The sequence below is a fragment of the Brevundimonas albigilva genome (assembly GCF_023503965.1).
GTDB classification, from domain to species: Bacteria; Pseudomonadota; Alphaproteobacteria; order Caulobacterales; family Caulobacteraceae; genus Brevundimonas; species Brevundimonas albigilva.
Genome location: NZ_CP097298.1, coordinates 1,241,529 through 1,253,693, shown reverse-complemented (window position 1 = coordinate 1,253,693; position 12,165 = coordinate 1,241,529). Strand labels below are relative to the sequence as shown.

Here is a 12,165-nt window from a genome sequence, read left to right as displayed (position 1 = left end):
CCCAAGACGAACCCCTTAGGACGACACGCCCCATGCCCGGCTTCCTGAAGAAAAAACGCACCTGGCTCGGCCTGCTGGTCATCATCGTGCTGGTGGTGGGCTTCATGCTGTTCCAGTCGGCCGCCAAGACCAAGAAGGCCGAGGCCGAGAAGGCGGCCGCCACCAAGGTCGAAAGCCCCTATGCGGCCATCGCCAACGGCAAGGTGGACGTCGAGGGCGGCATCATCCAGATCGCCGCCCGGCGCGGCGGCGTGGTGCGCGACGTCCTGGTGCAGGAAGGCGACCGCGTCGTGGCCGGCCAGATCCTGGCCCGCCAGGAGGACGACGAGGCGCGCCTGGCCGTGCAGAGCGCCCAGGCCGCCGTCAACCAGGCCGGAGAGCCAACTGGCCCAGATCCAGGTCGACATCCGCACCGCCCAGCGCGAGCACGATCGCCTGTCGCGACTGGTCGCCACCAACTTCGTCGCCGCCCAGCGCATGGACCAGGCCCAGGACGCCATCGCCACGGCCCAGGCCCGGCTGGGATCGCAGACCGCCGCCGTCCAGACCGCCCGCGCCCAGCTGGCCCAGGCCCGCTATGACGAGGAGCTGACGGTCATCCGCGCCCCGACCGCGGGCCGCATCGTGCGTCGCTACGCCAACCCCGGCGCCGGCGCCTCGACCCTGAACGTCTCGACCATGTTCGACCTGGAGCCCGACGCGCCGCGCATCGTCCGCGCCGAGGTGGTCGAGAGCGACCTGCCCAACCTGACCGACGGCCAGGCGGTGGAGATCACCCCGGAGGGCGACCCGTCCAAGGTCTATGTCGGCTCGGTCATGCGTCGGGCGGCGGTGTTCGGCGCGCGCAAGCTGGCGTCCGACGATCCCTCGCAGCGCACCGACGAGCGGGTGGTCGAGGTGGTGGCCTCGGCCGGCGACGCGCCGCTGCTGATCGGCCAGCGCGTCCTGGTCAAGTTCATGAAGCCGGGCGAGACCGCGGGCGCCAAGCGCGAAGCCGCCGTCGGCGTCGGCCCCGAGCGGGCGATGGTGCGGCCGCAGTAGGCCGCACGACCCCTGACCTCGACTAGCGCCCCGTGAAGTCGGCGGGGCGCTTTTCCAGGACGGCGGCGACGCCTTCCCGGTGGTCGTCGGTCTGGTGGGCCAGGGCCTGCAGGGCGGCCGACAACTCCAGGATCTGCTCGAAGGTCTGGTCGCGGCCCTGGCGCATCAGGGCTTTGGCCATGCGCAGGGCGTGGGGCGGCTGGGCCGCGATCTGGCCGGCGGTCAGCAGGGCCTCGTCCATCAGCCGGTCGTGGGGACCACGCGATTGACCAGGCCCCAGCGCTCGGCCGTCTCGGCGTCGACGCTGCGGCCGGTGAACAGCATTTCGGCGGCGCGGGCGTAGCCGACGTCGCGCGGCAGCCGCCAGGCCCCGCCGTCGCCGGGGATGATGCCCAGCTTGAGGAAGGGCACGCCGAAGCTGGCCCGGTCCGAGGCGATGCGGATGTCGGCGGTGCAGGCGATGCCGCATCCCAGGCCCATGGCCGGGCCGTTGACGGCCGAGACCAGCGGAACCTCCAGATCGTAGAGCGCGCGCACGATGCGGTGAACCACGCGGCGATAGCGCTGGCGGATTTCGGCGCCCGAGCCCGCGAACAGGTCGCGCCCGTCGCGCATGGCCGTCAGGTCGCCGCCGGCGGAAAAGGCGCGCCCCGCGCCGGTCAGCACCACGCAGCGGACGCCGTGATCCGCATTGGCCTCGGCGCAGGCGGCGGCGAATTCCTCGCCGTCGGTCAGGTCGGGCAGGGCGTTCAGCCGATGCTCGCGGTCCAGCGTCCAGATCAGGACGCCGCCCTGGCGGTCGTGACGGATCAGGCGATGTTCGGGGACCGGGGCCATGCGTCGTCTCCTTCGGCTGGCCCCGTCATCGACGCTGGACGCCGGGTCAGGCAAGCCCGGATTGCAAAAGCCCCGGTCGAACCGGGGCTTTCGTATCGCCGGCCGCGGGCGGCTTCAGCGTTTCTTGATCGGATAGGGGACGAAGTTGGAGGGATGGCTGACCACCCGGCCCGCGTTCGACGGCATATGCCGACTGTTCACCAGCATCCCGCCCCACAGGGCGAAGGACATCATGGCGTGCTGGAGGTTGCGCTCCTTATCGTTCATCTTGGCGTCTCCTTTCGCAGAACGATGAAAAGAGACGCGTCGTACTTATGGGGGTCTCACCCTCAGTCGTTTCGCGTCATCGGACAATATAAGGCGGTTTCGTGAATTTGCAAATTTATAAGTCCGAGGTCGGAGCATTATTCGCTTCGATGTCACAATGAGCGAGGGGCCGCCGCGCGCCATCGCCAGCCCGTGCGTGATGGTCTGCGCCGTCGACGGCGAGAGCGGCCTGTGCCTGGGATGCTTTCGCACGCTGAAGGAGATCGCGGGCTGGCGGGCGCTGAGCGATGCGGAGCGGGCGGCGGTGATGGCGGACCTGCCGTCGCGGCGGGGGCGCATCGACCCGGTCAAGCTGGGCGGGTAAGGTTTCGTCAGCCACGTCGCTTCACCGCATCCCAAGACCGGTCCGCTAGACCGGGGCCATGATCCGGTTCGACCTGCAGTCCGTCATCGTGATCGGCGTCGCCCTGACGCTCTCGTGCGCCACCGCGCTGGCGGTGCGCAGCCTGGACGGCGCGGGCCAGGCCCAGGCCGCCGTGGTCGCGCCCCGGCCGCCCCAGGCCAGCGGCGCCTCGGCCCAGGTCGTGCGTGGCGCCGACGGCCATTACTGGACCCAGGCCCGCATCGACGGCCGGGCCGTGGACGTGCTGGTCGACACCGGCGCCACGGTGGTGGCCCTGACCCGCCAGGACGCGCGCCGGCTGGGCGTCGATCCCGGCCCGGACGCCTTCACGCGGCAGGTGCAGACGGCCTCGGGCCTGGCGCGGGCCGCGCCGGTGCGGCTGTCCTCCGTCTCCGTCGGCGGGACGCGGGTCGAGGCGGTCGAGGCCCTGGTGGTCGAGGAAGGCCTGGCCTATTCGCTGCTGGGCATGAGCTTCCTGGGCCGGCTGTCGGGCTTCGAAGCCACGCCGCACGGCCTGACCCTGAGGCCCTGATTTTGCGGCCCTAGATCGCCCGCATCTGGCGGCGCGCCTCGCGGAAATACTGCCAGCCGGTCCACAGGGTGATGATGGCCGCCAGCCAGATCAGCACGTCCGAGAAAAACTGGAACTCGTCCAGATATTCGAACGACAGGCCGAAGCCGTCCCAGTTGCGGGCGAACAGCTGGCAGCCCAGAGCCACCATCTGCAGCGTCGTCTTCCACTTGGCGGCCAGGGTGACCGGCAGCTCGATGCGGCCGGCCATCGTCTCGCGCAGGGCCGAGACGGCGAATTCGCGGAACAGGATCAGCCCGCAGGGAATGATGATCTGCGGCACCGAGCCCGAGGTCAGCACGCCCAGGATGGCGCCGGTGGTCAGCACCTTGTCGGCGATCGGGTCCAGGATGGCGCCCCAGTTGGAGGTCGCGTTCCAGCGCCGCGCCAGCCAGCCGTCGAACCAGTCGGTCGAGGCGGCGATGACGAAGATCCAGAACCCCGTCCGGTAGAGGGCGAACTGATCGTCCGGGCTCATCCACTGATCGGCGAAGGGAAAGCCGCTGGTGGCGCCGGCCAGGATCAGGAACATCACCACGCCCGCGAACAGGCGAAGGCCCGTCAGGATGTTGGGGATGGGATTGGCGCGGTGGGCGGGCGCGGTCATGACGGGGTCTCCAGCAGCGACGCCAGCAGGGGGTGCAAGGTTTCCGCGAACGGATTGGCGACGGTCACGCCTCGATAGACGAAGCCGTCCTGCATGTCTTCGGAAAGCAGAAGCGCGCAGCCCGCCTCGGCGGCGATGCTCAGAACTAGCGCATCCCAGATCTGCAGGTTGAAGAAGGCCGCGCCTTCCAAAGCCGCCTCCATCGTCGCGGCGGTCGGCGCGGTCAGGCCGATGGCGTCCGCCCAGTTCCGGACGACGCCGCGGGCTGTCTTCGGGTCGTGGCCGCCCTTGCGGGTCAGGATGTTGTAGAATTCCCCCGCGACCTGGGTCGGCAGAACCATGGACGATCCAGCGAGAGCCCGGATCAGCCCCAGCGCCAGCCGCCGCTTCACCTCGTCGTCGCCGATGCCGGCGGCGTAGCCCAGGACGTTGGTGTCCAGGGCGACCTTCAAGCGTAGCCGTCTTCGCGGGTGATCGGACCCGGCGCCCGGCCAGGCAGGACCGCCAGTTCGTCCGCCAGGACCCGAAGGCGCGCGGCGCGGTCTTCGACTGTCGCCGGCTCCGCCGCAGGCTCCATCCGCACCATGGGCTTGCCGTGGGCGGTGATGACATAGCGCTCGCCGCGCGCCACATCGCGGAAGATGCGGGAGAAGTCCCGATTGGCCTCGGTCGCGGTTACCGTGCGTTCCATGCGATTAAAGTAGTGGAAGACACTACTTTGCGCAACTCAGGCCAACGGTTCGAACCGGGGGGCGTCGGTCAGAGCGGTCAGGACGCCGTCGGCGATGCCGAAGTGCAGGCCGCTGAGCCGCAGGGCGCCGCTGGCTTCGCGCTCGGCGATCCAGGGGAAGGTGCGCAGGTTTCGGATCGACAGGCGCACGATGGCTTCCTCGGCCGCGCGTTCCAGCTGGTCGGGGGCGACGGTCTCGGCGACGTGCTGGACGACGGGCGCGCCCTGGGCGATCCAGGGGCCGACGAAATCGGCGACGACGTCGGGCGCGCCGTTGATCATGGCGTTGACCCCGCCGCAGTGGGCGTGACCCATGACGACGATCCGCTTAACCCCCAGCACCTTGACCCCGAACTCCAGCGCCGCCGACACGCCGTGCAGCTTGCCGTCCGGCTCATACGGCGGGACCAGATTGGCGACGTTGCGCACCACGAACAGTTCGCCCGGCTTGGCGTCGAAGATCAGGGCCGGGTCGGCGCGGCTGTCGGAACAGGCCACGATCAGGGTGTGCGGCTTCTGGCCCTTCTCGGCCAGGGTTTCGTACTCGGCGCGCGCTTCGGGCCAGTGATCGGCCCGGAAACGGTGATAGCCGGCGGTCAGTTCGTCGTCATGATGGTCGCACATGCAGCGTCGTGTAGCGCCTTGGGCGGCGCTGCAAAATCGTGTATACGCGTATATACCAGGGAGCGCGCGATGGCCGTCACCAGTCGAACTTTCAAAAGCGGCAATAGCGACGCCGTGCGCCTGCCCAAGGAAATCTCCTTCGGCCCCGGCGTGGAGGTCGAAATCGAGCGCAAGGGCGATGTGGTGACGATTTCACCCAAGCGTAAATCGGTGAGAGAGATGCTGGCGAAGCTGCGGAGCTTGCCGAAGCCGTCCAGCGTCGGCGTCCGCCACGAAATCGAAATCCCCGAACGTTCAGGTCTTTAGGTTTGGCCTATATGCTCGACACCAACGTCGCCATCCATCTGCGGGATGGCGACGAGCGGATCGACGAACGGGTGGATGCTCTGGATCCGCCGCTTCTGCTTTCCGTCATCACCCGGATAGAGCTCGAGGCGGATCTCGGGCGGGCGGATGAAGACGCCGACAATCGGCGAGCAAGGCTGGACGCCCTGCTGGACGCGGTGCCCGTCCTGCCGTTCGGCGAGGCCGAAGCGAGGGCTTATCGCACCATTGTCGAGACCTGTGGGTTTTCGCGCCGGAAGGCTCTGGACCGGATGATCGCCGCTCAAGCGATCGCGGCCGAGGCGGCTCTGGTGACACGCAACGGCGACGACTTCCGCGACATTCCCGGACTGACGCTGCTGGAGTGGTGAAGGCCGCTCACGCCTTGCGGAAGAAGGCGTGGATGCGTTCGGCCAGGGGCTGGCTGACGCCGTCCACCTTCACCAGGTCGGCGACCGAGGCGCGGCCCACGCCCTTGGCCGAGCCGAAGGCGTGCAGCAGGGCCTTCTTGCGGCCGGGGCCCACGCCCTCGATCTCGTCCAGCGGGTTCCTCTTGATGTCCATCGAGCGGCGCTTGGCGTGGGCGCCGTTGGCGAAGCGGTGGGCCTCGTCGCGCAGGCGCTGCAGGTAGTAGAGCGCCGGCGACTTCAGCGGCAGCATGAAGGGCGGCTTGCCGGGCATGAAGAACTTCTCCATGCCCGCATCCCGGTCCGGCCCCTTGGCGACGCCGACCACGGCGATGTCGTCGACGCCCATCTCGGCCATCACCGCCAGCACCTCGGCCAGCTGGCCCGCGCCGCCGTCGATCAGCAGCAGGTCGGGGCGCACGACCTCCTCGCCCTCGGCCTCGTCCTTGACCAGGCGCGAGAAGCGGCGGCGCAGCACCTCGCGCATCATGCCGTAGTCGTCGCCGGGGGTCAGGTCGTCGCCCCGGATGTTGAACTTGCGGTACTGGGATTTCTGGAAGCCCTCGGGCCCGGCCACGATCATGCCGCCGACGGCGTTGGTCCCCTGGATGTGGGCGTTGTCATAGACCTCGATCCGTTCGGGTCGGGCCTCCAGGCCGAAGGCCTCGCACACCTCGTCCAGGATTTTCCCTTGCGCCGAGCTTTCCGCCAGGCGGCGGCCCAGGGCCTCGCGGGCGTTCGTCAGGGCGTGGTCGACCAGGGCCTTGCGGTCGCCGCGCTGGGGACGCTCGATGGCGACGACGCGCCGGCCGTCGGCCTGCTTGGCCTTCATCGAGAAGGCCTCTTCCAGCAGTTCCAGCTCGTGCGGGCGGACGTTGGACAGGATCAGGCGCGGAACCGGCTTGTCCTCGTAGAACTGCCCCAGGAACGACGCCAGGATCTCCGGATCCGTGTCCGACTTGTCCACGCGCGGGAAATAGGCGCGCCCGCCCCAGTTCTGGCCGGCGCGATAGAAGAAGACCTGGACGCAGGCCTGGCCGCCGTCGGAATGCAGGGCGAAGACGTCCGCCTCGGCCAGGCCCTCGGCGCTGACGGAATTCTCCATGGCGATGGCCGACAGGGCGCGGATGCGGTCGCGGATGCGCGCCGCCTGTTCGAAGTCCATGTCGTCGGACGCGGCCTGCATCTCCTGGGACAGGCGGCCGATGACGGCGCGCGACTTGCCGCGCAGGAACTGCTCGGCCTCGGTGACCAGCTCGCCATAGTCCTCAAGGCTGATCAGGCCGGTGCAGGGCGCCGAGCAGCGCTTGATCTGGTGCAGCATGCACGGGCGGGTGCGGGTCTCATAGACGCTGTCCGAGCAGGACCGCAGCAGGAAGGCCTTCTGAAGGGTGTTCAGCGTGTTGTTGACCGCCCAGGTGGAGGCGAAGGGGCCGAAATAGTCGCCCTTGATGGTGTGGGCGCCGCGATGCTTTCGGACCTGCGGCGCGCGGTGGTCGCGCCGGATCATCAGTTCGGCGAAGGACTTGTCGTCGCGCAGCACCACGTTGAAGCGCGGCTTCAGCTTCTTGATGAAGTTGGATTCCAGCAGCAAGGCCTCGGTCTCGGACGCCGTGACCACCAGCTCCATCGACCGGGTCAGCGACACCATCAGGCCGATGCGCTGGGTGTGGAACCGCCCCTGGGCGTACTGGACGATGCGCTTCTTCAGGCTGCGGGCCTTGCCGACATAGAGGCACGTCCCGTCCTCGCCGTACATGCGATAGACGCCCGGCTTGTCGGGCGCGCGCCGCGCCTCGTCGGCGATCAGCGCGGCGGCCTTAAGGTCGGTGAGCGGCTCCTCGGTCATCGCCGGGGATATAGGGCGCTTCGCCCGTTCGCGCGACGCCATCGCATGGCCATCAAGGTTTCGTTCACCATATGGCGCAAACCTTCGTTAACCCTGCTCGATTCGGAGCCGACCATGCAGACCCGAAATCCCCTCCTCGACGAGTTCGCCAAGCTGACGACCGGGGCGATGGGCCTGGCCCAGGCGGCGGGGGAAGAGGCCAGGACCGCCTGGCGCGCCCAGACCGACCGCCTGGCGGCCGAGATGGATCTGGTGCGCCGCGACGAATTCGACGTGCTGAAGGACGAGATCGCGGCCCTGCGCGCCGAGATCGCGGCGCTGAAGGCGGCGGAAAAGCCCGCCGGCAAGCCTCGCAAGGGAACGTCCACAGGCGGAACTCCCCGCAGGACGCAGCCGGTTGAGCCGAATCCGCGAACACGCCTAACGTCCCGTTAACGGTCGCGAATCGCGTGGCCTGAGTCAGAATCGAGATTGCTCTCCATGGACGCAGCCCGGCCCGAAGAGGTGGAGATCCCCGTCGACCCGCTGGAAGTCGTCGAACATGTGCTGACGGCCGAGAACCTGCCGTTCGACCGCACCGACGACGGGGACCTGGCCTTTTCCCTGGCCGGCGACTGGAAGGACTACGAGCTGTGGTTCGCCTGGCGGCCCGAGGGCGACTGCCTGCAGCTGTGCTGCGCCCTGGACCTGCGCGTGGCCAAGAGCCGCAAGACGGCGGCCTATGAACTGGTCGGACTGATCAACCAGCGCACCTGGATGGGCCATTTCGAGGTGTGGGCCGAGGACGGCGAGATCGTCTTCCGCCACTCTCTGGCCCTGCCGCTGGGCGAGCGGCCGACCCTGGCCCAGGCGGCGTCGATGATCGACGCGGCCATCGAGGCGGCGGACCGCTACTATCCCGCCTTCGACTTCATGGTCCGGGGCAACAAGAAGCCGCAGGAGGCGATCGACGCCTGCCTGTTCGAGACGGTCGGCACGGCCTGATGGCGGTTTCCGGTCCCGTCGTCCTGGTCGGCTGCGGCCGGCTGGGGTCCGCCATTCTGGAGGGCTGGCTGCTGACCGGCGCGGTCGCGCCCGCCGATTTGATCGTCCTGACCCCGTCCGAAAAGCCGGCCTCGGAGGCGGCGCGGGCGCGCGGCGCGCGGATCAATCCCGAGCCCGAGGCGCTGAGGGACGCGCGCGCCGTGGTGATCGCGGTCAAGCCGGCGATGTGGCGCACGGTGATGCCGCCGCTGCTGCCCTTCCTGGGCGACCAGGCGGTGATCCTGTCGGTGATGGCGGGCGTGACGGCGCCGACCCTGGCCGAAGGGCTGGGCGGATGGCCCATCGGGCGGGTGATGCCGACGACGGGCGTGTCGCGCGGCCGGGGCGTGGCCTCGGTCTGGGCGGCCGATCCCGCGGCGCGGGCGCTGGGACGCGCCCTGTTCGAGCCGATGGCCGAGACGGTCGACCTGCCGGACGAAGGCCTGATGGACGCCGCGACCGCCGTCGCCGGATCGGGCGCGGCCTATGTGTACGCCTTCACCGAAGCGCTGGCGCGCGGCGGCCAGGCGGCGGGCCTGGACAAGCAGACGGCCGACGTGCTGGCGCGCGCGACCCTGCGTTCGGCGGCGGACTCCATGGGCGACGACGCCTTGGAGACCCTGATCGCGCGCATCGCCTCGCCCGGCGGCTCGACCCGGGCGGGTCTGGACGCCCTGGACCAGGACGGCCGGCTGACGACGGCGTTGCGGGAAACGGTTGCGGCGGCGGTGCGCCGCAACCGAGAGATGGGCTGACGCTCTAAGGCGTCAGTAGCGCCCGCGCTCGATGCCCGCGCCCAGACGGTCGAAGGCGCGATCGGCGTCGTGCCAGACCCCGTAGCCATAGACGTCGCGGATGCTGGGCGAGAAGTAGGAGAACTTCACCGGGCGGCTTTCGCCGTCGGCGGTGACGATGGTTCCCTCGACCGCCGCGCCGCCGATCGAGACGCTGCGGATCGGGTCCAGGCCCGGGGTGTCGCGCATCTGCTGCATGGTCGGACGATTGGGCTTCAGGTCGGTCAGCACCAGTTGGGCCGAGGCGCCGGGATAGCGCTGGGACAGGGCCTGTTCGACCTCGGTCTGCAGGCGCGCGACCTGTTCGCCGACTTCTCGGTCGCCCAGCTTGTCGACGCGGCTCTGAAGCTCCGCGCCCAGGGTGACGTTGACGGCCGATTGAGCGGCCTCCGGTTGCGCCTGGGCGGCGCCGGCGACCGCGAGGGCGGCGGCCACGGCGGCGGCGGGCGCGAAGAAAGGCGATTTACGCATGGTGATCCATCTCCAGTCCCTGTCGGACCTGAAGATGACCCCTAGGGCGCCGTTTCGCTAGAGGGGGCGGCGGTGGAAACCGGCGTCGGCAGGCGGATGATCGCCTTCAGCCCGCCCAGGTCGCTGCGCCCCAGGGTCACCTCGCCGCCGTGGCCGCGCGCCACGTCGCGGGCGATGGCCAGGCCCAGGCCCACGCCCTTGCGGTTCTGGTTGCGGGATTCGTCCAGGCGCGAGAAGGGGCGGAACGCCTCCTCGTGCAACCCCTCGGGAATGCCCGGCCCGTCGTCCTCGACCAGGATCTCCAGCCCGCCCGAGGCCAGGGGACGGGCCGACAGCCGCACCCGGTCGCCGTGGGCGGCGGCGTTGCCGGTCAGGTTCACCAGGGCGCGCTTGAAGGCCAGGGGGCGCACGGCCGTGGTCAGGCCGGCGGGGCGACCACCTCGACCTCGGCGCCCACGCGGCGGGCGTCCGCGGCGGCGGCCTCCAGCAGATCGGGGATGACGACGGGGGCCGGCGGCTCCCCGGCCTCGCCGCGGGCGAAGTCCAGGTATTCGTCGATCATGTGCTCCATCTCGTCCAGGTCGCCGCGCATGGCGGCCTGGCGCTTGAAGGGCGGGGCCAGCGCCAGTTCCAGCCGCAGACGGGTCAGGGGCGTGCGCAGGTCGTGGCTGACCGAGGCCAGAAGAGCCGTGCGCTGGTCGATGTGGCGCTGGATGCGGTCGCGCATGGCCAGAAAGGCGGTGGCGGCGGCCCGGACCTCGCGCGCGCCGTGCGGCTTGAAGCGCGGCACGGTCTCGCCGCGCCCGAAGGCCTCGGCGGCGTCGGCCAGCCGCTCGATGGCGCGCACCTGGTTGCGGATGAACAGGATGGCCACCCCCATCAGCAGGATGGTCGCCACCGCCAGCCACAGCACGAAGATGTGCGCTGGGTCGCCACCGCCCGTTCGCGCGGGGCGATGATGCGCAGCACGCCCTGCGGCTCCTGCACCTGGATGTCGACATAGGCGGGGTAGCGGGTGGTGTCGAACCAGTAGGGGCGGTCCAGCCGGCCCGCCAGCGCCCGGTCCAGCACCCGGTCGACCACGCCGATGGCCCCGCGGCGCTGCTCGGTGGGCAGGGTGCGGTCCTCCTGCAAGGCGATGGACAGGGACATGGATCGTTCGGCCCGTTCGGCGATCCGGTCCAGGTTCTCGCGCGTCGGATCGTCCTCGTAGCTTTCGACCGCCCAGGCGATGTCGCCGGCCAGCCCCTCCGACAGGCGCGCGGTCACGGTCTGCCAGTGGGCGTCGAAGAAGATCCAGGTCACCGCCGTCTGCATCACCAGCACCGGCAGGACGATGATCAGCAGCGACCGGCCCCACAGCGAGGTGGGCAGGCGCCGCTTCAGGAAGCGCGGCCACAGATAGGCGGGCAGCAGCCGCATGGCGCGCTCCGGGGCTCAGTCCGGCGCCAGCATGTAGCCGACGCCGCGCACGGTCTGGAGATAGCGCGGGTTCTTGGGGTCGGCCTCCAGCTTGCGGCGCAGGCGCGTGACCTGGACGTCGACCGCGCGGCCGGTGATGTCGGCGGTGTCGGGCGACAGGCTCATCCGCTCGACCGGGGCGTGGGCGTGCAGCGCCAGGGTCTTCAGCAGCTGCGCCTCGGCCTCGGTCAGGCGCTGGGGCTTGCCCTCGCGGGTCAGCTCCAGCCGCTCCATGTCGAAGACGGCGGCGCCCAGCTTGATCTCGCGCGGGGTCAGGGGCTTGCCGCCCGTGCGGCGCAGGATGGCCTCGATCCGAAGCACCAGTTCGCGCGGTTCGAACGGCTTGGCCATATAGTCGTCGGCGCCGCGCGACAGGCCCTCGATCCGGTCCTCGGCGTCGCCCCGGGCGGTCAGCAGCAGGACGGGGGTCTTGGAGGTCTCGGCCTTCTCGCGAACCCAGGTGGTCAGGTCCAGGCCGCTTTCGCCGGGCATCATGACGTCCAGCACGACCAGGTCGAACTCGATCAGCTCCATCATCCGCTTGGCCGCCGCCGCGTGGGCGGCGCCCGTGACCCGGTAGCCCTCGCGCGAGAGGAACTCCTTCAGCAGCTCACGAATGCGGTCGTCGTCGTCGACGATCAGCAGATGGCGGCCCACGCCGGGTCCCGCGATCGGCCCGGAACGGCCGTAAGGACGCGATTCCGTCAGGCTCATGCGGCCTTCTCCCCGCTCAAGGCGTTGACCTGAGCGATTCGG

The 12,165-nt window shown here is 69.9% G+C and carries 15 protein-coding genes and 3 pseudogenes; 8 read left to right on the top strand and 10 right to left on the bottom strand.

The features are described 5' to 3' along the window. Window positions 1-32: 32 nt before the first annotated feature. Window positions 33-1,041, top strand: a pseudogene (locus MU852_RS06565) (HlyD family secretion protein). A 22-nt stretch (window positions 1,042-1,063) separates the two neighbouring features. Here the strand turns inward: MU852_RS06565 and MU852_RS06560 are convergent. Both MU852_RS06560 and MU852_RS06555 read right to left on the bottom strand, forming a co-directional pair. Continuing rightward, a pseudogene (locus MU852_RS06560) lies at window positions 1,064-1,878 on the bottom strand (crotonase/enoyl-CoA hydratase family protein). A gap of 114 nt (window positions 1,879-1,992) precedes the next feature. Next, window positions 1,993-2,145 carry a hypothetical protein gene (locus tag MU852_RS06555; protein ID WP_249751520.1) on the bottom strand — a complete coding sequence of 51 codons (153 nt, stop codon included), beginning with the start codon at window positions 2,143-2,145 and terminating at the stop codon, window positions 1,993-1,995. A 157-nt stretch (window positions 2,146-2,302) separates the two neighbouring features. Between MU852_RS06555 and MU852_RS06550 the strand changes: the two genes are divergently transcribed. After that, on the top strand, window positions 2,303-2,509 hold the full coding sequence (locus tag MU852_RS06550; RefSeq protein WP_249751519.1) for a DUF1289 domain-containing protein: 207 nt from the start codon (window positions 2,303-2,305) through the stop codon (window positions 2,507-2,509). Between the two features lie 58 nt (window positions 2,510-2,567). Beyond that, complete coding sequence (locus MU852_RS06545; RefSeq protein ID WP_249751518.1) at window positions 2,568-3,080, top strand: TIGR02281 family clan AA aspartic protease; 513 nt, start codon at window positions 2,568-2,570, stop codon at window positions 3,078-3,080. Window positions 3,081-3,090: 10 nt separating this feature from the next. On the opposite strand, the gene pgsA is transcribed toward MU852_RS06545, so the two are convergent. The 4 genes from pgsA to MU852_RS06525 are packed head-to-tail and all read right to left on the bottom strand — an operon-like array spanning window position 3,091 to window position 5,080. After that, window positions 3,091-3,726: a CDP-diacylglycerol--glycerol-3-phosphate 3-phosphatidyltransferase gene (pgsA, locus tag MU852_RS06540; protein WP_249751517.1), complete on the bottom strand. Its 636-nt coding sequence runs from the start codon at window positions 3,724-3,726 to the stop codon at window positions 3,091-3,093. Further along, complete coding sequence (locus tag MU852_RS06535) at window positions 3,723-4,178, bottom strand: PIN domain-containing protein (RefSeq protein ID WP_249751516.1); 456 nt, start codon at window positions 4,176-4,178, stop codon at window positions 3,723-3,725. The genes pgsA and MU852_RS06535 overlap by 4 nt, the downstream gene beginning before the upstream one ends. After that, window positions 4,175-4,417 carry a type II toxin-antitoxin system Phd/YefM family antitoxin gene (locus MU852_RS06530; RefSeq protein ID WP_249751515.1) on the bottom strand — a complete coding sequence of 81 codons (243 nt, stop codon included), beginning with the start codon at window positions 4,415-4,417 and terminating at the stop codon, window positions 4,175-4,177. Before MU852_RS06530 ends, MU852_RS06535 begins: the two co-directional genes overlap by 4 nt. 36 nt (window positions 4,418-4,453) lie before the next feature. Further along, window positions 4,454-5,080, bottom strand: a complete 627-nt coding sequence (locus MU852_RS06525) for a carbonic anhydrase (protein ID WP_249751514.1) — start codon at window positions 5,078-5,080, stop codon at window positions 4,454-4,456. Window positions 5,081-5,149: 69 nt separating this feature from the next. On the opposite strand from MU852_RS06525, the gene MU852_RS06520 reads away from it, so the two are divergent. Next, window positions 5,150-5,386 (top strand): antitoxin, encoded by a 237-nt coding sequence (locus MU852_RS06520; RefSeq protein WP_249751513.1) that lies wholly within the window; start codon window positions 5,150-5,152, stop codon window positions 5,384-5,386. Between the two features lie 11 nt (window positions 5,387-5,397). After that, the gene (locus MU852_RS06515) at window positions 5,398-5,775 is read left to right on the top strand and encodes a PIN domain-containing protein (RefSeq protein WP_249751512.1); all 378 of its coding nucleotides are present in this window, start codon (window positions 5,398-5,400) and stop codon (window positions 5,773-5,775) included. Between the two features lie 7 nt (window positions 5,776-5,782). Here the strand turns inward: MU852_RS06515 and uvrC are convergent, their stop codons facing one another. Next, on the bottom strand, window positions 5,783-7,660 hold the full coding sequence (uvrC, locus tag MU852_RS06510; RefSeq protein WP_249751511.1) for an excinuclease ABC subunit UvrC: 1,878 nt from the start codon (window positions 7,658-7,660) through the stop codon (window positions 5,783-5,785). Window positions 7,661-7,774: 114 nt separating this feature from the next. Between uvrC and MU852_RS06505 the strand changes: the two genes are divergently transcribed. Genes MU852_RS06505 through MU852_RS06495 form a run of 3 tightly spaced genes read left to right on the top strand, consistent with a single transcriptional unit; the run spans window position 7,775 to window position 9,438 of the window. Beyond that, the gene (locus MU852_RS06505; RefSeq protein ID WP_249751510.1) at window positions 7,775-8,095 is read left to right on the top strand and encodes an accessory factor UbiK family protein; all 321 of its coding nucleotides are present in this window, start codon (window positions 7,775-7,777) and stop codon (window positions 8,093-8,095) included. A gap of 45 nt (window positions 8,096-8,140) precedes the next feature. Next, the gene (locus MU852_RS06500) at window positions 8,141-8,644 is read left to right on the top strand and encodes a type III secretion system chaperone family protein (protein ID WP_249751509.1); all 504 of its coding nucleotides are present in this window, start codon (window positions 8,141-8,143) and stop codon (window positions 8,642-8,644) included. After that, the gene (locus tag MU852_RS06495; RefSeq protein WP_249751508.1) at window positions 8,644-9,438 is read left to right on the top strand and encodes a pyrroline-5-carboxylate reductase family protein; all 795 of its coding nucleotides are present in this window, start codon (window positions 8,644-8,646) and stop codon (window positions 9,436-9,438) included. Before MU852_RS06500 ends, MU852_RS06495 begins: the two co-directional genes overlap by 1 nt. Before the next feature lie 12 nt (window positions 9,439-9,450). Here MU852_RS06495 and MU852_RS06490 read toward each other — a convergent pair whose 3' ends face one another. From MU852_RS06490 to MU852_RS06480, 3 genes and pseudogenes are all read right to left on the bottom strand, one after another. Continuing rightward, window positions 9,451-9,948, bottom strand: a complete 498-nt coding sequence (locus MU852_RS06490) for a hypothetical protein (protein WP_249751507.1) — start codon at window positions 9,946-9,948, stop codon at window positions 9,451-9,453. Window positions 9,949-9,989: 41 nt separating this feature from the next. Further along, a pseudogene (locus MU852_RS06485) lies at window positions 9,990-11,370 on the bottom strand (ATP-binding protein). Window positions 11,371-11,385: 15 nt separating this feature from the next. After that, a complete protein-coding gene (locus MU852_RS06480) occupies window positions 11,386-12,123 on the bottom strand; it encodes a response regulator (RefSeq protein WP_249751506.1) in 738 nt (245 codons plus the stop codon). Window positions 12,124-12,165: the final 42 nt, after the last annotated feature.

Excerpts from the sequence above, each read along its gene's own strand:
- MU852_RS06515 (WP_249751512.1), top strand. The coding sequence starts at position 5,398 with ATGCTCGACACCAACGTCGCCATCCATCTGCGGGATGGCGACGAGCGG.
- MU852_RS06495 (WP_249751508.1), top strand. The coding sequence starts at position 8,644 with ATGGCGGTTTCCGGTCCCGTCGTCCTGGTCGGCTGCGGCCGGCTGGGG.
- MU852_RS06520 (WP_249751513.1), top strand. The coding sequence starts at position 5,150 with ATGGCCGTCACCAGTCGAACTTTCAAAAGCGGCAATAGCGACGCCGTG.
- MU852_RS06480 (WP_249751506.1), bottom strand. The coding sequence starts at position 12,123 with ATGAGCCTGACGGAATCGCGTCCTTACGGCCGTTCCGGGCCGATCGCG.
- pgsA (WP_249751517.1), bottom strand. The coding sequence starts at position 3,726 with ATGACCGCGCCCGCCCACCGCGCCAATCCCATCCCCAACATCCTGACG.
- MU852_RS06530 (WP_249751515.1), bottom strand. The coding sequence starts at position 4,417 with ATGGAACGCACGGTAACCGCGACCGAGGCCAATCGGGACTTCTCCCGC.
- MU852_RS06490 (WP_249751507.1), bottom strand. The coding sequence starts at position 9,948 with ATGCGTAAATCGCCTTTCTTCGCGCCCGCCGCCGCCGTGGCCGCCGCC.
- MU852_RS06525 (WP_249751514.1), bottom strand. The coding sequence starts at position 5,080 with ATGTGCGACCATCATGACGACGAACTGACCGCCGGCTATCACCGTTTC.
- MU852_RS06545 (WP_249751518.1), top strand. The coding sequence starts at position 2,568 with ATGATCCGGTTCGACCTGCAGTCCGTCATCGTGATCGGCGTCGCCCTG.
- MU852_RS06500 (WP_249751509.1), top strand. The coding sequence starts at position 8,141 with ATGGACGCAGCCCGGCCCGAAGAGGTGGAGATCCCCGTCGACCCGCTG.
- MU852_RS06505 (WP_249751510.1), top strand. The coding sequence starts at position 7,775 with ATGCAGACCCGAAATCCCCTCCTCGACGAGTTCGCCAAGCTGACGACC.
- MU852_RS06550 (WP_249751519.1), top strand. The coding sequence starts at position 2,303 with ATGAGCGAGGGGCCGCCGCGCGCCATCGCCAGCCCGTGCGTGATGGTC.
- uvrC (WP_249751511.1), bottom strand. The coding sequence starts at position 7,660 with ATGACCGAGGAGCCGCTCACCGACCTTAAGGCCGCCGCGCTGATCGCC.
- MU852_RS06555 (WP_249751520.1), bottom strand. The coding sequence starts at position 2,145 with ATGAACGATAAGGAGCGCAACCTCCAGCACGCCATGATGTCCTTCGCC.